Source organism: Shewanella sp. Scap07 (assembly GCF_013394145.1).
Taxonomy (GTDB): Bacteria; Pseudomonadota; Gammaproteobacteria; order Enterobacterales; family Shewanellaceae; genus Shewanella; species Shewanella waksmanii.
The window spans coordinates 1,246,053-1,261,591 of record NZ_CP041329.1; the positions used below are offsets into that span (position 1 = coordinate 1,246,053).

Consider the following 15,539-nt stretch of genomic DNA (forward strand, 5'->3'; position numbering starts at 1 on the left):
ATAGATTAATGAGTAGTCAGCAAGCACCTGTCGTGTTAGGCAAATTAGGTTCTAGCCACGGCATTAAGGGTTGGTTGAAAATCACTAGCTATACCAATTCTGTAGAAGATATTTTTGACTATTCTCCTTGGCTTATTAAAGAACAAGGCGAGTGGCGCGAGGTTAAGGTACTGCAGTGGCGTTTTCAAGGTAAGGCTTTAATTGCTGAACTTGAGGGTGTGACTACGCGGGACCAAGCGCAAATGCTCACTAACTGTGAGATTGCCATTGCTGCTGAACAGATGAAAGATTTACCAGAAGATGAATTCTACTGGCGTGATCTTATCGGATGTGAAGTGGTCAATACCAAAGGCTATAACATGGGCAAGGTTGAACAGATCGTGGAAACAGGATCGAACGACGTGCTTTTAGTTAAAGCTAACGCGAAAGATGGCTTTGGCAAAACGGAACGAATGATTCCTTTTGTTACCGAGCAGTTCATCCAATCGGTGGACCTAACGGCAAAACAGATTTTAGTGGATTGGGATCCGGACTTCTAAGTCGAGGAACAACAGATGTGGTTAGGGGTAGTAACCCTGTTTCCAGAGATGTTTCGTGCCGTGACAGACTTTGGGGTAACGGGTCGGGCTGTTAAAAACGGCCTGCTTGAGTTGCAAACGTGGAATCCTCGTGATTTCACCCATGATAAACATCGTACTGTTGATGACCGACCTTATGGCGGTGGTCCAGGAATGTTAATGATGGTGCAACCGTTACGCGACGCTATCCATGCAGCAAAAGCTGCTGCAGGAGAAGACGCAAAGGTGATTTATCTTTCACCTCAAGGGCGCAAGCTGACACAGCAAGGCGTTGAGGAGTTAGCTCAATCAGAGAACTTGATATTGGTGTGTGGTCGCTACGAAGGTATTGACGAGCGCATAATTCAAGCTGAAGTGGATGAGGAGTGGTCGATAGGAGATTACGTGCTTTCGGGCGGTGAGCTTCCAGCGATGACTTTGATTGATTCAGTATCACGTTTGGTGCCAGGTGTACTTGGTAAGCAAGCATCAGCAGAGCAGGATTCCTTCTCTGATGGATTATTGGATTGTCCCCACTACACTCGACCTGAGAGTTTAGATGGTGTTGATGTACCAGCAGTGTTGTTAAGTGGCAACCACGAACATATTAGACGCTGGCGTTTGCAACAAAGTCTCGGAAGAACTTTGTTAAGACGACCAGAATTACTTGAAAATCTAGCTCTGACTGACGAACAAACAAAGCTTTTAGCGGAGTTTGTTAAATCCACCGAAGACGGTGAGAAAGACTGATCAGTTATCACTAGTATGGAGTTTATTTCATGAATAACATCATTAAAATGCTCAACGATGAGCAAATGAAGCAAGATGTACCAGAGTTTGGTGCAGGTGATACAGTTGTAGTTAAAGTACGTGTTGTAGAAGGCGGTAAAGAGCGTCTACAGGCGTTTGAAGGCGTTGTAATCGCTAAGCGTAACCGTGGTTTGCACTCTGCATTCACAGTACGTAAGATCTCTAATGGTGAAGGTGTTGAGCGTGCGTTCCAGACTCACAGCCCAATCATCTCTAGCATCGAAGTTAAGCGTCGCGGCCGTGTTCGTCGTGCTAAGCTTTACTATCTACGTGAGCGTTCAGGTAAGTCTGCACGTATCCGTGAGAAGCTTGCTAAGTAAGCAACCGCTTATTAGTAAAACCAGATGCAGTGTTCGCACAACAACCCGCCGAAAGGCGGGTTTTTGTTTTCTGTCGCCAATAAACCTGGCTTAACGTCGCCAGCCAGTGTGAGTGCTTTTTTGATGAATATTGTTTGAATAAGCAATTAACGCTTGATCTGCATTGCAGTGACAGGCATAGTTAGCCTCAAGATGTAATGGTGTAGCGTTACACCATTTCAAAATAGACAGTTATTTAATGATGAATTAGCAAAGCAGTAATAGGTTTAGGTGGCAATTATGCAACAAGATACAATCAACAACGTCCATATTAGTTCTGAGAAAGTGTTAGTCACGCCAAGTGAACTTAAGCAGCAATTGCCCCTATCGGACTCTGCCTATCATTACGTGCTAAATGCGCGTAAAACGGTGGCGGATATTGTGCACAAGCGCGATAACCGCGTGCTGATCGTTACCGGTCCATGCTCGATTCACGACATTGAGTCAGCGAAAGAGTACGCTCTTAAGCTAAAAACCTTACATGATGAACTGGCCGATGAGTTCTACATCCTAATGCGGGTGTACTTTGAAAAGCCACGTACCACGGTTGGCTGGAAAGGCATGATCAACGATCCGGATATGGACGAGTCGTTCGATGTTGAAAAGGGCTTACGCCAAGCCCGAGAGCTAATGATATGGCTGGCGGAATTAGGCTTACCAGTGGCGACCGAAGCGCTGGATCCAATTAGCCCTCAGTACTTGTCAGAGTTAGTGACTTGGTCAGCCATTGGTGCACGTACCACCGAGTCACAGACGCACCGCGAGATGGCGTCTGGTCTTTCTATGCCAGTGGGCTTTAAAAATGGCACTGACGGTAAACTGGGTGTAGCAATTAATGCTCTTGAATCTGCGGCCAGTGGCCATCGCTTCATGGGGATTAACCAACAAGGGCAGGTGGCTTTACTGCAAACCGCCGGCAACCCTGACGGTCATGTGATTTTACGGGGTGGTAAACAGCCTAATTACGATGCTGCTAGTGTTGCTGAATGTGAGCGTCAACTGCATGGTGCCAATCTAAATGCTCGTTTGGTTGTAGATTGTAGTCACGGTAATTCGAATAAAGATCATAATCGTCAGCCCCTAGTTTGCCGTGATGTGTTTGAACAGATCCTCAATGGTAATCAATCGATTATTGGGGTCATGTTGGAAAGTCACCTTAATGCAGGTAATCAAAGCAGCAGTCAGCCAATGAGCGAACTTGCATATGGTGTGTCAGTTACTGACGCCTGCATTAATTGGCAAGACACCGAAACCCTTTTACGTGAAGGCGCGCAACAATTAGCATCGGTTTTACCCAGCAGATTTGATATGCTCAAAGCAGTTAACGCGTGAAGGAAAGCCGGTAAATGAATGAGAAAACCACAGCTGAATTAGAGAAGTTGCGTGGCCATATTGATAACGTGGATCAGCAGTTACTGCATCTATTAAGAAAAAGACTCGATCTGGTGGCGCAAGTGGGCGCGGTAAAACATGGTGCCGGGTTACCAATTTATGCCCCTCAACGCGAAGCGGCAATGTTGGCCAAGCGTCGCGAAGAGGCTGCGGGTATGGATGTATCGCCGCAGCTGATTGAAGATATTTTACGCCGTTTGATGCGCGAATCTTATCTCAATGAGAAAGATGTCGGCTTTAAGCAAGTGAAAGCTGATCTGGGGCCGGTAGTTATTGTTGGCGGCGAGGGTAAATTAGGCGGCCTATTTTCACAGATGCTGACACTGTCCGGTTATGAGGTTCGTAGCCTTGATAAAGACGACTGGCAACAAGCAGATGCCATTTTTGATGGTGCTGGGTTAGTGATTGTCACTGTGCCAATCTCTATTACCTGTGAGGTGATACTAAATCAGTTAAACAACTTACCGCCAGCGTGTATTTTGGCCGATTTAACTTCAATTAAGTCAGCACCACTTGATGCGATGTTAACTGCACACCAAGGTCCTGTGCTGGGGCTTCACCCCATGTTTGGACCTGATGTGGGAAGCTTAGCAAAACAGGTGGTGGTGGTGTGTCATGGTCGCGGCAGCGAGCAATATGCTTGGCTACTGGAGCAAATAAAGATTTGGGGCGCCCGTTTAGTAGAAGCTGAAGCGGATAAGCATGATAAAGCCATGCAGCTCGTGCAGGCCATGCGCCACTTTTCATCGTTTGTTTATGGTCTTAATTTGTACCGCGAAGAAGCAGATATTGATGCCTTGTTGCAGTTTAGCTCGCCGATTTATCGCCTCGAACTGGCCATGGTGGGACGGCTATTTGCCCAAAGCCCTGAATTGTACGCTGATATTATCTTTGCCCAGTCAGAGAGTATGGTGGCAATCAGTGACTATTTAGACAATTACAGCCAAGCGCTGTCGATGCTAAAGCAAGGTGATAGGCAAGGGTTTATCGACCAGTTCCAAGAAGTGGCGAATTGGTTTGGCGATTTCGCGCCGCAGTTCCAACGTGAAAGTCGGGCCATGCTGCAATCGGTCAATGATATGAAGACTAATTAGCATTTAGATATCGACATCTAAGGGAGCCATTGGCTCCCTTTTTTTGTGTTAAATCAGATTAAGTTATTAATATTTATATGTAATTATCATATTCGGCCTTGTAATTACGACAATGCTAATTTGATCTAACTCATAGTTTTGTCGATCAATTACAAAAAACACTTAGCGTCAGGTTATCGGCGCAGTACACTGTTTTTAAAACATGCAAATGAAAAGCATGATTAAAAACAGGAGCCGTAAAATGTTTTGTATTCAGTGTGAGCAGACAATCCGAACCCCAGCTGGCGATGGCTGTAGTTATTCTCAAGGTATGTGCGGCAAGCTGGCCGATACTTCAGATCTACAAGACCTGCTAATTTATCAACTTCAAGGGGTGTCAGCTTATGCTGAAAAAGCCCGCGAATTTGGCATTATTGATCATGATGTTGATACCTTTGTACCAAAAGCCTTTTTCTCAACATTGACCAACGTAAACTTTGATGACGAACGTTTGGTTGAATACGCTCAACAAGCTCACCAGTACCGTAATAGCTTAAAAGCCCAGTACGAAGCCGCTTGCACAGCAGCAGGTAAAACACCTGACACTATGATTGCTGCGGCTAACTTGGTGTTAGCGACAGCGAAACCTGAAATGCTCACTCAAGCTGTTGATGCGGCGCCTAACCGTGGTCATCAAGATGTGCATGAAGATATCATTGGCTTACGCTTACTTTGCCTATATGGCCTAAAAGGCGCGGCAGCATACATGGAGCATGCGCGGGTGTTAGATCAAACTGATGCTGAAGTCGCTGGTGAGTTCCATAAAATCATGGCGTTTCTTGGCTCAGATTCTGTGGATGCAGACAAACTGTTTGCCACTGCAATGGACATTGGCCAGTTAAACTATCGTGTGATGGCGATGTTAGATACCGGTGAAACTGATGCATTTGGTCATCCAGAGCCAACACAAGTGAATACTGTGGCAGTGAAAGGCAAAGCGATTTTGGTGTCTGGCCATGATATGAAAGATCTTGAACTGATTCTGCAGCAAACTGAAGGCAAAGGGGTTAACGTATTCACCCACGGTGAAATGCTGCCAGCCCTCGCGTATCCAACGTTTAAGAAGTACCCCCATTTGGTCGGCAACTACGGCAGCGCGTGGCAAAACCAGCAGAAAGAGTTTGCTAACTTCCCTGGCGCTATTGTCATGACCTCTAACTGCATTATCGATCCTAATGTGGGTAACTATGGCGACCGTATCTTTACTCGTAGCATTGTGGGCTGGCCGGGAGTGACCCACGTTGAAGGTGAAGACTTCTCTGCTGTGGTAGATAAAGCCTTAGCATTAGAAGGCTTTGCCTATGATGAGATCCCCCATATGATCACCATCGGCTTTGCCCGCAATGCGCTTATGGAAGCTGCGCCTGCCGTAGTGGAAAACGTTAAGAACGGCTCAATCAAGCACTTCTTCTTAGTGGGTGGCTGTGACGGCGACAAGAACGAGCGTAGCTACTTCACTGATATCGCTAAGTCTGCGCCTAAAGACTCGATCATCATGACCTTAGGCTGTGGTAAGTATAAGTTTAACAAACTGGCCTTCGGTGATATCAACGGTATCCCACGCTTACTCGATATTGGTCAATGCAATGATGCTTATAGTGCGATTCAATTGGCTATTGCGCTATCTGAAGTGTTTGAGTGCGAAATTAATGAGCTACCTTTGAGCCTAGTGTTGTCGTGGTTTGAGCAAAAGGCGATTGTTATCTTGCTTACGCTACTGTCGCTTGGGGTGAAAAACATCCGTACTGGACCCACACCTCCGGCTTTCCTAACGCCTAACTTAGTGAAGGCGCTAGAAGATAAATTTGGCTTGAAAACGACCACCACAGTCGAAGCCGATCTCAATGACATTTTGAACGTCGCATAGTGTGTCAGCGCCCACTGTTCTGGTGGGCGTTTTTTTCCAATTTCTAAAGGGTCAGGGTTATGAATAGCCAGTTGTTGAATTCCGCCACGTGGCAACATGGTGAGGTGAGGCTTGTTTGTGTTGAGCGTTGGCACGAAACCCACGATGTGGTCAGTTATCGCTTTCAAGCCGAGCAGCCAGTAAAGTTTCAATTTAAGCCTGGGCAATTTATTACGCTGTTGTTGGATATCCAAGGAGAACGTGTCGCCAGAAGCTACACTATCTCGTCTTCACCATCGCGACCATATTCAATTGTTGTGACCATCAAGTCCATTGCTGATGGACTCGTATCGAACTACCTTGCGAATAATCTGCAAGTCGGCCACCGAGTGCTGGCCACTGGACCAGACGGTGTATTTAACCTTGTGGATATCGAAACGGATAAGTACCTGTTTTTGAGCGCTGGCAGTGGTATCACCCCCATGTACTCGATGTCTCGTTGGTTAGAGGATACTCAAAAAGGCAGTGATGTCGCGTTTCTGCACAGCGCTAAATCGACAAGAGATTTAGTGTTTCACCGTGATTTGAAGCAGTTTGAACAGCATAATCAAAACTTCCATCTGGCTTATACGTTGGAAGAAGGTGAGCTGCAAGATGGCAGTTCGGTCACCGCGGGTCGCTTTAGTATTAAGTGGTTGACAGAGCAAGTGGCTGATTTTCAATCTCGAACCATATTTGTTTGCGGACCAGCGCCTTATATGGATGCCGTTAAAGCGCAGCTGCAACAAGCAGGTTTTGATATGAGCCGCTTTTACCAAGAGAGCTTTGGTGGTGCGCCGACTGCAACAGCGAGCAGCCCAAGTGATGATGCAAAGCCCTTCATGCTACATATTAGCGACAAGCAGATTGAATTGAGCCTAGATCAGAGCCTATTAGATGGCATTGAAAAGCTAGGTTTGCCAATTATTGCAGCGTGCCGCTCAGGTGTATGTGGGGCATGTAAATGTAAGGTCATAAAAGGCGAGGTTGAATCTTCGAGCCAAATGGCGTTAACCAGCGATGAGATTGAGCAAGGTTACGTGCTGGCTTGTTCCACCAAGATCCGCTCAGATGCATTAGTTGAGCTTTAATATTTGCGCATTGCTCAGGTTGGCAGTATTGTTAAAGTAGAGTGTAAAAACTGATTCTTTGATGGAGCGCTGCAATGCTATCAACCTCTTCAGGTAATGCGGTAATAAATGACTTGAGCCTTGGCCACTTGCTATATGGGCTTATGGCGGCGTTTCCGGTATTTTTTTTACCGCCTTTGCTTAGCCTCGTCATCAACTATGGCCAGAAACCCGCCCTGATGGATGAGGTTTTATATACCCATATTCGCTGGCAGCGCTGGTCTATTGTAGCGACCTTAGCCATGCTGGCTGTAAGCTATATTGTGCCGTTAGTCTGGCTGAGTATCGCGATGGCCGCGGTGGCAATGCTTTGGTATTGCCACCGGGTTTTGAAAGGTTGGCTGCTATTGGTTGAAGGCAAGCGCGTTTAAACCCATACCATATAAAAAGGAGCCACTAGGCTCCTTTTTGCGTTTTATGCCGTGAGGACAAGGGTTGTGACTAATACCAATCAGTATAAACATTTAGTCACTCAGCGAGAATTTAGCGGTTCTGAGGTAAGGCAACGAGTGAAGAGCATAGTTATTCTACGGTTAAGCTCGTTAACACAGCATCAGAATCGCTAAAACTCGCCATTGTGGCGCGTTTTTGGCTGCCTACTTCTGCGTTGAATAATTTCACAAGGGAACAACCATTGTTTCAATCATTCGCCTTGAATTAGTTTGCCCAAAGCGCGCTGAGTAGATCAAATTCTTATACTAATTGGTATAACTATACAAGGCCGTTAAGGTTTGCGCGCTCAATGCTAAACTGCTATCGAGTGATTCCGCTTCCTCTGCAAGATTCAATATGACCCCGTCAGCAAGTAACTGTTTTGCCGCAACGGCCACCGCGCCAACTTGTGCTGTTGGTGTGGCGTAACAAGGGTTAACCATAACGGGTAAGTGACTCAGTGTTTTAATACTTACCAAGGCTGAAAGATCGAGCGCGGGCATGGCATCATCGTTAAAGGTTCGCACCCCTGACTCACACAAGACCAATTGTTGATTTCCTTGAGAAAGGATTAGGTCCGCCGCATTAAGAAACTCCTCTGTGCTGGCCATAGTATTGCGCTCCAGAATGACTGGAATGTGTAAAGATCCCACCTGTTTGAGCAGTGACTCATTAACCATAAGTTTGCCAGTGATCATGATGAGGGCTGCGAATTCAGTGGCTAGCTTTAGTTCACTTTCTTGCTCAATGGCAATAATGGCTTCAAGACCAAACTGGTCAAGGGCGCGTTTTAGACTAGCTAAATTACGGGTGACATCACTTTGGCGGCTTAAGCCTTCTACGACAACGCCTTGGAAGCCGGCTTCTTTAATTTGCTTGGCTTTTTGGCTGTACAGCTCTGGAGATTGTGGCAAAGATAATTGCGCAATAGCACCGAATTGTTGCTCACCAATTTGCAGTTGGCCACTGATGATCTGGGTTGCACTTTGTTTGTAAGCTTTGCTGTATCTGGCTTGAGCGCTGACGCTGCTAGCTGGTTTTACTTGCTGTTCGCGACTTGTATTTGGCTCAATCATTAACTGGCTATTGCTCAATTGTGTGGGGTCTACGGTTTCACACGGATAGCAGCCTAGTACCTTGATAAACCGGGTGATACGCTCAAGTTCTTTTAAGGCAGATTGCATAGCATCATTGGCTAAGTTAGCCTCAAGATCTAAATAGAACATCTCTTCCCATGGGGTACCAGGGATAGGACGAGACTCCAGTTTACTCATATTTAAATCGTGGGCTTTTAGCACCAACAGCGCCTCAACTAGTGCTCCAGGTTTTTGGCCTGTCGCCATGATTAAGGTGGTTTTAGCCAATAGTTGTTCTGGTACAGCGATAGCTTTACGGGCTACCACGATAAAGCGGCTTTGATTAATTTTCTGATTGGCTAAATCTTTGGCAACGGCTTCAAGTTGATATAAGGCGCCACCTTCTGCACTACCAATCGCTGCCACGCTGCCATTATCAGCTTGCATAACCTTGTCCATGGCTTCTGCGCTACTCGAGCAATACTCTAGCTTGAAGTTGGGATACTGAGCTAGAAAGCGCGAGCATTGGCTAATTGGTTGCGGGTGAGCATAAACCGTGGTGATATCAGCGAGTCGTGATCCGGGCTTGGCTAATAAACAGTGGCCTACTTCAATGGTGGTTTCACCAACAATGGCGAGACTGGTGTGTTGCAACACATCATAAACCTCATTGATGGAGCCTGAGGAGGTGTTTTCTATGGGCAGGAAGCCATAGTCGGCATGGCCCGATTCAACAGCATGTACAATTTCATCAAAACTACTGCAGCCTAAGTCTTGCATATTGATTTGGCGACGGTCGCAATAGCGATTTGCTGCTAAATAGGAATATGAGCCTCGTGCACCGAGGTAGGCGATGCAATATTGCTGCTTTTGCAGATCAGGGTTGGCTCGACCTTGGAGGTAAGCTTGTTGATTGAGAACCGAGTCTTCAATAATGCTTTGGTACAAAGATAAGACGTAGTGAGCATCTAGGCCTTGCTCTCGCCCTTGCTTGACTAAGCGGGCAAGTAGCTCTTTTTCTCGCAATGTATCGCGGATTGGACGTACGTCTACTTCTTTGCTTTTAGCGACATCAAGACTTAAATCACGACGTTTGGCGAGCAGCGCCAGCAATTCGTTATCAAGCGCGGTGATCTGTTCCCGGGTGTGATTTAGGGGTTGTGCTTTACTCATACTGGCCTCTAATACAAATCTTGTTATGGATCGCTAAATACTAAAAAGCCTCCCGTAGGGGAGGCTTGGAATTTTCACTTTCGTTTTTACACCGAAAATCCGCCTCCCTAATAGGGGGGAATAAAAAAGAAAGTAAAAAAGAACTGATTTAACATTTTCATCCAATCAAAGTAAATTGATGGCAGCTGAGTGTCAATGAAAAATTATGCATATAGAGAATTATTCCTGTTTCATTATGTAATACCAATCAGTATAAACATTTAGTCACTCAGCGAGAGTTTAGCGGTTCTGAGGTAAGGTCCTTAAATGCTCCTGCATTAATGACATTCACCACATCCATGTGGTTTGCAACGAGTAAAGAGCATAGTTATTCTACGGTTAAGCTCGTTAACACAGCATCAGAATCGCTAAAACTCGCCATTCTGGCGCGTTTTTGGCTGCCTACTTCTGCGTTGAATAATTTCACAAGGGAACAACCATTGTTTCAATCATTCGCCTTGAATTAGTTTGCCCAAAGCGCGCTGAGTAGATCAAATTCTTATACTGATTGGTATAATGTGACAGCAGTACGGATTTTTTAGCGGTAAATATAGAAAAAGCGCACCAAGGTGGTGCGCTTAGAGATGTTGCATTAAGCTATTTTTGCTTTAGAGATCAAATCGGTTTCTATCCCCCTCAAGCTAATGCGGCTGTCACTGCCTGTTGCAGATATTAGCCTCACCAATAAGGGTAGGTGGTGGCACTAGTTTACTAGCGAATATCCCTTAAACACTGTGGTTCATGTAGGGCACTGTTGTTCACCTACCGAGTAAACCTAACTATGTAACATGGATAATAAATCGTAAATACCTCGCTAATGCTAGTGCTCGACTGTTATGACTAGGCGACCTAGTGGCAATCGAAGCCAAGTGGCTAGGTGGTGATGTGCTACAAGGTAGCGGTTATCCCTGTTGCGCTAACAAAGCGTCATAATGGGCTTTAATATCACCAAACGATACAAGCTGTTATCCTAAAAAACGCAAAAATGTTGGTTAGCCTCTCTTGGTTATTTTTCTTGAACTCTTACTGTCATCAGGGATTGAGAACGCTCAAACCCATCTGTCATATTGTTACGTTAGTTATATTGAGTATAGACCAATTTGCAAAATAGGGTTGTGATACTCGTGCCGCGGGTGCTGATTAAGCAATGCCTGTTGACCCTATCGGTTTAGGACTAGTGCGTCATCTAAGTATCACAACCTAGGTACAAACTGATTAAGCAGCGTACTCCTCATCGTCAAAATCGTCATCAATTACTTCTTGCTGTAGTACGGGTCTTTCATGGCGCTGTGCTTCTGGCTTGTGTACTACGCGGTTTAATTGCTTCTCTAATTTTTGCCCCATGGAATTAATGGCGGCATAGAGGTCTTTGTCTCTGGCCTGGGCAAATAGCTTGTTATTCGGAATACCAACTGAAGCTTCAATCATGAACTGTTGCTTCTCTTGCACAATAATCACATGTGGATTAATGAGCTGGACGTCTCGGCGGCTTAGTTTACGAAGGCGGCTTTCGATACGTTCACGAATAGGTGTGGTGACTTCAAGATCTTTGCTGGTAATCTTTATCATATGTCGAACCTTATGTTGTTTCCTTGAGTTCAGACTACCAATTTCCCGCGTAGAGTTTGTGATCCAGATCATAGTTTAGCTGCGCTTGATAAACTGTGATTATTTATTTGAACCCTTAGACAAATTTGCTAAAACCTTAAGTAAAAACCCTTGATATCGTTTGCCAATAGGCTCATATTTGATTGAATAACTCTGGTTTCACTATCAAAATTGTCCGGCAAAATTTACTTTACATTGTAATTGTACGGCTACCACAGGTGTTTAAAGTGTGATTTGGATTGCACCAAACAAATGCTTGAAATATCATCGGTAGCGTAGCCAATATTCGATGTGAGAAATAGTGTGCAAGCAACTTCTGATTCAACTCAACCCCCCGTTAAAACCAAAGTCTGGGATCTTCCTACCCGTGTATTTCATTGGGGCATGTTAGCCTTATTAGCCGCGCTCTATTGGACGGCCTCAGAAGGTGAGATGGAGTGGCATCAAATTTGTGCCTATGGATTGATGATCCTATTAGCTTTTAGAATTGTCTGGGGTTTCATCGGTAGTGAAACCGCGCAATTTAAGCATTTCGTCCATTCTCCGAAGGCTGTAATTAGCTATGCTCAGCAAGTTAAGAGCAAACAAGCGCCAATGGCTGTGGGCCATAACCCGCTCGGTGGTTATATGGTGGTGGTGTTAATTAGTGTCGTCGCTATTCAGTTGATATCGGGACTATTTGCCACAGATGATATTTTTACTGAGGGACCACTTTATGCTTATGTGTCCTCAGAGGTAAGCAGTTGGCTGACCTGGCTGCACAAGAAAAATTTTGACTTGATATTAGTGCTAAGTGGTGTGCACGTATTGGCGGTGTTACTGCATCGTCTCAAAGGTGAAAAGTTAGTGCTGGCGATGATAACTGGATATAAGCGTCTCGATAATCAAGTCGAGCTGTCGTTTCGTAGTGTCGTGCTGGCGCTAATATTACTTGCCGCCTTGGCACTGCCGATCACGGCTTGGTTGATTATGCCGGTATGGCAGCAGTTGATATAAAAAAAGGGCGTTCATTGCGAACGCCCTTTTTCGTAAAATCGATATTAATCTTTCTTATAAACGTCGTGGCAACCTTTACAGCTTTTACCTGTGTTACCAAAAGCTTGTTTGATAGCTTTCTTGTCGCCAGATTGCGCCACAACAGCTAATTTAGCGGCATTCTCTTGGAAAGTTTTCATTTTTGCGTCAAAGTCGGCTTTATCAGACCAAACTTTACCTAGCGCTTCCGTATTGCCTTTATCTGAACCGGCGATAAAGCCTTCAGCTGGAATAACACTCAATGCGGCAACATTAGTTGCTCGACTAGCAAAAACATCAGCATCAAAAGGTTTTTTACCTTTTAGCATCGCACCCATATCACCGAAGTTATAAGCAATAAGGCTGAATGCTGATTGACGATAGTCGATAGCGTCTTCAGGCTCTTTGAAATTGTGTGCTTGAACTGCTGCGGCGAATACCGATGCGCCAGCTGCCGCGATAAGGGCTACTTTCATCTGCTTTTTCATCTTGATTACTCTCACGATTTTTATGGTTATGTGACATTGCTCCGCTATTCTATGCGCAAATATCCCATCGACTCCACAGCTTTTTTACGATTTACTTGGTAAATCTTCATCGGTTTCATAGATATATCATTGTAGGTAGGAGCTAAGCCGCATCAGTGCTGGCTTTAACTTGTCATGGGTAAATTGATCAGGGTGAGATTAGTTAGTAACAAATTGCGTCAATAAATGCCTATTTACGCTTTCTGAGTCGAAATCTGTGTGCTTGCTTGTACTCAAGCTTAGCAATCCTTGTTACACTCACTGTCATGGTGTAATAGTACGGAAGTGGTTTTATGCGCGCTGAATGGCAGCAGGTGGTTGATAAAGTTGAGCTGCAACAAACACGAGATTCATTACAAGAGCTCTTTGAATTGTTGCTAACCGAAGATGAACGCAGTGCAGTCGCGGGGCGCTTGAAAGTGTTTCAGCTATTACTGCAAGGTGAGCTGAGTCAACGTCAAATTGCGGCGCAGTATCAAGTCAGTATTGCGACAATTACACGTTGTTCAAATTATTTAAAACATATGAGTGCGCAGCAACGGCAAAGTATTCAGGCACTCATTCTTTAATACTGCTTAGGCTGTTTAAATAATATTATTCTCGGCTGGGATGCGGTGCTGTCGGTAGCTAATACGCCTGATTAAGATATACAGTGAGTAGGTGAGCAGACAGATCCCTAGGATCGGCCCCAACCCTTGTGGATAATACCTAAACAGCAAAAATGCGGTGCACAGGTATAAAAACGGCAATAAATCGTACATCGACTCAGGCAGTCCGCGAGCTTTGCGTTTACGCACAGGGTCGGTGCGGCGGTTTTTTGATCTAAGGCTGTAAACGCGCCCGCCCATAATAAATATCACCAACGATGCAGCGACAGCAAAGCTGTTTTCTAACACTAGCATGCTCGAGCCACCTAGTGTGAGATAGCTATAGGGCAGTACTTCATAGATCGATTTAGCGATCATCCTTGTGCTCCTTAGTTGTATATTCCTTCAACAATGATCTACTAAGTATAAAAGAAAAAAACCGATAAGCTTAGTGAATAGGCCTATCGGTTTAGACTGATATCTTATATCAGTTGGTTAATTTTTATACCGCCGTTAATAACAACGGTTAGCAGGGTTAGTGCTTGCAGCCGCAGCCACCGTTGCCATCGCAACCTTCTTTAGCGGGTTCATCGCTATTGTCGCTGCAACAACCACCTTGGTGATCGTGGCCTTCACCACCGCAGCATCCGCCTTCGTGGCTGTGCTCATGACTACCACAGCTGCTACCTGGTGCATGGATATGGCCATGGGCAATCTCTTCTTCAGTAGCAGCGCGTACTTCAAGTACTTCAACACTGAAGGCTAACGATTGTCCTGCAAGCGGGTGATTACCATCAACAGTGACAGTATCATCATTAACTGCTGTGACTTGAACTGGGCGTTGTCCCATTTCTGTTTCCGCAATAAAACGCATGCCCGGTACGATATCTTCGATATCACCAAAAGCGCTGATTGGCACTTCTTGTTTGAGACCATCGTGGTAAGGGCCGTACGCTTGCTCTGAATCAACATTCACATCGAGCTTATCGCCAGCTGACTTGCCTTCTAATGCAGCTTCGAGACCTGGGATCATATTCTCAGCGCCATGGAGATATAGCATAGGCTCTGCTTCAAACGAGCTTTCAATAAGCTCGCCTTTAGCGTTGGTTAAACGATAATGAATGCTAACAGCAGTATGTTGAGTGATTTTCATAATGACTCCAAATCTAAATGTGGCGGCATTCTAGCCTGCTTTTACTGGCTTGGCGATGATTTGGCGCAGCATTTGCGAACAAAATAGCACTATTTCACAGTTTGAATTTAGCCTCGACTTGCATGGTGCAATATGTCGAATACAGTTTTCTGAATATAATTTCATATATTTTGACTTATTATTTAAGTTGTTAATTGAGTGTTATCAAGTTAAAACTGTGCATTATGAAGGTTTTGAAATCAGCAATGACAATTTGCGCCCTAATCTAAGGTTTTCTTGTTTTTATTGCTCTGATGGTATTTTTAGTCATTAATAAACAGTTGTTTAGTATTGGTACGCTCACTTTACGTAAACGTTATGTTGGTGGTTTGTAGGTCAATATAGACTATTGCAAATGATTAGGAGTGGCCTCACTGGCGGTCTATATGAATTTTTGTCATCAAGAGGCTGAAAGGTCATCTTTTTTAAAATAGGGGGTTGACAGTTGTATGCAAAAAAAGCAATTCTGTAGGCATATAAACAACCTTTATTGGATGTCATCGAATTATTTTATGTCTAGCTTAAATATTGTAATTACCACGATTATTACAACCACCACGATTACACACGTGGGGGCGGGCTAGGTATACTCAAAATTATTTTGAATTTAACAGCCCGCTCCCTT

At 44.8% G+C, this 15,539-nt stretch carries 15 protein-coding genes and 1 other annotated feature; of the genes, 10 read left to right on the plus strand and 5 right to left on the minus strand.

Features of this window, described 5'->3' with window-relative positions; all coding sequences use genetic code 11:
• Positions 1 to 8 precede the first annotated feature (8 nt).
• The 8 genes from rimM (at position 9) to FLM48_RS05560 (ending at position 7,637) form a co-directional block, all read left to right on the plus strand.
• Positions 9 to 539, plus strand: a complete 531-nt coding sequence (rimM, locus tag FLM48_RS05525; protein WP_028773136.1) for a ribosome maturation factor RimM — start codon at positions 9 to 11, stop codon at positions 537 to 539.
• A 15-nt stretch (positions 540 to 554) separates the two neighbouring features.
• Positions 555 to 1,307 (plus strand): tRNA (guanosine(37)-N1)-methyltransferase TrmD, encoded by a 753-nt coding sequence (trmD, locus tag FLM48_RS05530; protein WP_028773137.1) that lies wholly within the window; start codon positions 555 to 557, stop codon positions 1,305 to 1,307.
• A 29-nt stretch (positions 1,308 to 1,336) separates the two neighbouring features.
• On the plus strand, positions 1,337 to 1,687 hold the full coding sequence (gene rplS / locus FLM48_RS05535) for a 50S ribosomal protein L19 (RefSeq protein ID WP_028773138.1): 351 nt from the start codon (positions 1,337 to 1,339) through the stop codon (positions 1,685 to 1,687).
• Positions 1,688 to 1,966: 279 nt separating this feature from the next.
• A complete protein-coding gene (locus tag FLM48_RS05540; protein ID WP_179023975.1) occupies positions 1,967 to 3,058 on the plus strand; it encodes a 3-deoxy-7-phosphoheptulonate synthase in 1,092 nt (363 codons plus the stop codon).
• Positions 3,059 to 3,072: 14 nt separating this feature from the next.
• Positions 3,073 to 4,212, plus strand: a complete 1,140-nt coding sequence (gene tyrA / locus FLM48_RS05545; protein WP_179023976.1) for a bifunctional chorismate mutase/prephenate dehydrogenase — start codon at positions 3,073 to 3,075, stop codon at positions 4,210 to 4,212.
• A 241-nt stretch (positions 4,213 to 4,453) separates the two neighbouring features.
• Positions 4,454 to 6,118 (plus strand): hydroxylamine reductase, encoded by a 1,665-nt coding sequence (gene hcp / locus FLM48_RS05550; RefSeq protein ID WP_028773141.1) that lies wholly within the window; start codon positions 4,454 to 4,456, stop codon positions 6,116 to 6,118.
• A 59-nt stretch (positions 6,119 to 6,177) separates the two neighbouring features.
• Entirely contained in the window at positions 6,178 to 7,227 is a 1,050-nt protein-coding gene (locus FLM48_RS05555) for a hybrid-cluster NAD(P)-dependent oxidoreductase (RefSeq protein ID WP_179023977.1), read from the plus strand.
• Positions 7,228 to 7,301: 74 nt separating this feature from the next.
• Positions 7,302 to 7,637, plus strand: a complete 336-nt coding sequence (locus FLM48_RS05560) for a hypothetical protein (protein ID WP_028773143.1) — start codon at positions 7,302 to 7,304, stop codon at positions 7,635 to 7,637.
• Positions 7,638 to 7,964: 327 nt separating this feature from the next.
• Here the strand turns inward: FLM48_RS05560 and FLM48_RS05565 are convergent, their stop codons facing one another.
• Both FLM48_RS05565 and hpf read right to left on the minus strand, forming a co-directional pair.
• The gene (locus FLM48_RS05565; protein ID WP_179023978.1) at positions 7,965 to 9,947 is read right to left on the minus strand and encodes a chorismate mutase; all 1,983 of its coding nucleotides are present in this window, start codon (positions 9,945 to 9,947) and stop codon (positions 7,965 to 7,967) included.
• 39 nt (positions 9,948 to 9,986) lie between these two features.
• Positions 9,987 to 10,103, minus strand: a sequence feature (Phe leader region).
• 1,098 nt (positions 10,104 to 11,201) lie between these two features.
• Positions 11,202 to 11,555, minus strand: a complete 354-nt coding sequence (hpf, locus tag FLM48_RS05570) for a ribosome hibernation-promoting factor, HPF/YfiA family (RefSeq protein WP_028773145.1) — start codon at positions 11,553 to 11,555, stop codon at positions 11,202 to 11,204.
• 342 nt (positions 11,556 to 11,897) lie between these two features.
• Between hpf and FLM48_RS05575 the strand changes: the two genes are divergently transcribed.
• Positions 11,898 to 12,590 (plus strand): cytochrome b/b6 domain-containing protein, encoded by a 693-nt coding sequence (locus tag FLM48_RS05575; protein ID WP_256871061.1) that lies wholly within the window; start codon positions 11,898 to 11,900, stop codon positions 12,588 to 12,590.
• A gap of 44 nt (positions 12,591 to 12,634) precedes the next feature.
• Here the strand turns inward: FLM48_RS05575 and FLM48_RS05580 are convergent, their stop codons facing one another.
• A complete protein-coding gene (locus FLM48_RS05580) occupies positions 12,635 to 13,096 on the minus strand; it encodes a cytochrome c (RefSeq protein ID WP_157577523.1) in 462 nt (153 codons plus the stop codon).
• 332 nt (positions 13,097 to 13,428) lie between these two features.
• Between FLM48_RS05580 and trpR the strand changes: the two genes are divergently transcribed.
• The gene (gene trpR, locus FLM48_RS05585) at positions 13,429 to 13,704 is read left to right on the plus strand and encodes a trp operon repressor (RefSeq protein ID WP_028773148.1); all 276 of its coding nucleotides are present in this window, start codon (positions 13,429 to 13,431) and stop codon (positions 13,702 to 13,704) included.
• 15 nt (positions 13,705 to 13,719) lie between these two features.
• On the opposite strand, the gene FLM48_RS05590 is transcribed toward trpR, so the two are convergent.
• Together FLM48_RS05590 and slyD are read right to left on the minus strand one after the other, a co-directional pair.
• On the minus strand, positions 13,720 to 14,100 hold the full coding sequence (locus FLM48_RS05590) for a hypothetical protein (RefSeq protein WP_028773149.1): 381 nt from the start codon (positions 14,098 to 14,100) through the stop codon (positions 13,720 to 13,722).
• A 157-nt stretch (positions 14,101 to 14,257) separates the two neighbouring features.
• Entirely contained in the window at positions 14,258 to 14,875 is a 618-nt protein-coding gene (gene slyD, locus FLM48_RS05595) for a peptidylprolyl isomerase (protein ID WP_028773150.1), read from the minus strand.
• Positions 14,876 to 15,539: the final 664 nt, after the last annotated feature.

What these genes read in the sequence shown, in the direction of transcription:
- rplS (WP_028773138.1), top strand. Translation starts at nt 1,337, where the DNA reads ATGAATAACATCATTAAAATGCTCAACGATGAGCAAATGAAGCAAGAT.
- slyD (WP_028773150.1), bottom strand. Translation starts at nt 14,875, where the DNA reads ATGAAAATCACTCAACATACTGCTGTTAGCATTCATTATCGTTTAACC.
- trmD (WP_028773137.1), top strand. Translation starts at nt 555, where the DNA reads ATGTGGTTAGGGGTAGTAACCCTGTTTCCAGAGATGTTTCGTGCCGTG.
- FLM48_RS05560 (WP_028773143.1), top strand. Translation starts at nt 7,302, where the DNA reads ATGCTATCAACCTCTTCAGGTAATGCGGTAATAAATGACTTGAGCCTT.
- hpf (WP_028773145.1), bottom strand. Translation starts at nt 11,555, where the DNA reads ATGATAAAGATTACCAGCAAAGATCTTGAAGTCACCACACCTATTCGT.
- trpR (WP_028773148.1), top strand. Translation starts at nt 13,429, where the DNA reads ATGCGCGCTGAATGGCAGCAGGTGGTTGATAAAGTTGAGCTGCAACAA.
- hcp (WP_028773141.1), top strand. Translation starts at nt 4,454, where the DNA reads ATGTTTTGTATTCAGTGTGAGCAGACAATCCGAACCCCAGCTGGCGAT.
- tyrA (WP_179023976.1), top strand. Translation starts at nt 3,073, where the DNA reads ATGAATGAGAAAACCACAGCTGAATTAGAGAAGTTGCGTGGCCATATT.
- FLM48_RS05590 (WP_028773149.1), bottom strand. Translation starts at nt 14,100, where the DNA reads ATGATCGCTAAATCGATCTATGAAGTACTGCCCTATAGCTATCTCACA.
- FLM48_RS05565 (WP_179023978.1), bottom strand. Translation starts at nt 9,947, where the DNA reads ATGAGTAAAGCACAACCCCTAAATCACACCCGGGAACAGATCACCGCG.
- FLM48_RS05580 (WP_157577523.1), bottom strand. Translation starts at nt 13,096, where the DNA reads ATGAAAAAGCAGATGAAAGTAGCCCTTATCGCGGCAGCTGGCGCATCG.
- FLM48_RS05540 (WP_179023975.1), top strand. Translation starts at nt 1,967, where the DNA reads ATGCAACAAGATACAATCAACAACGTCCATATTAGTTCTGAGAAAGTG.
- rimM (WP_028773136.1), top strand. Translation starts at nt 9, where the DNA reads ATGAGTAGTCAGCAAGCACCTGTCGTGTTAGGCAAATTAGGTTCTAGC.
- FLM48_RS05555 (WP_179023977.1), top strand. Translation starts at nt 6,178, where the DNA reads ATGAATAGCCAGTTGTTGAATTCCGCCACGTGGCAACATGGTGAGGTG.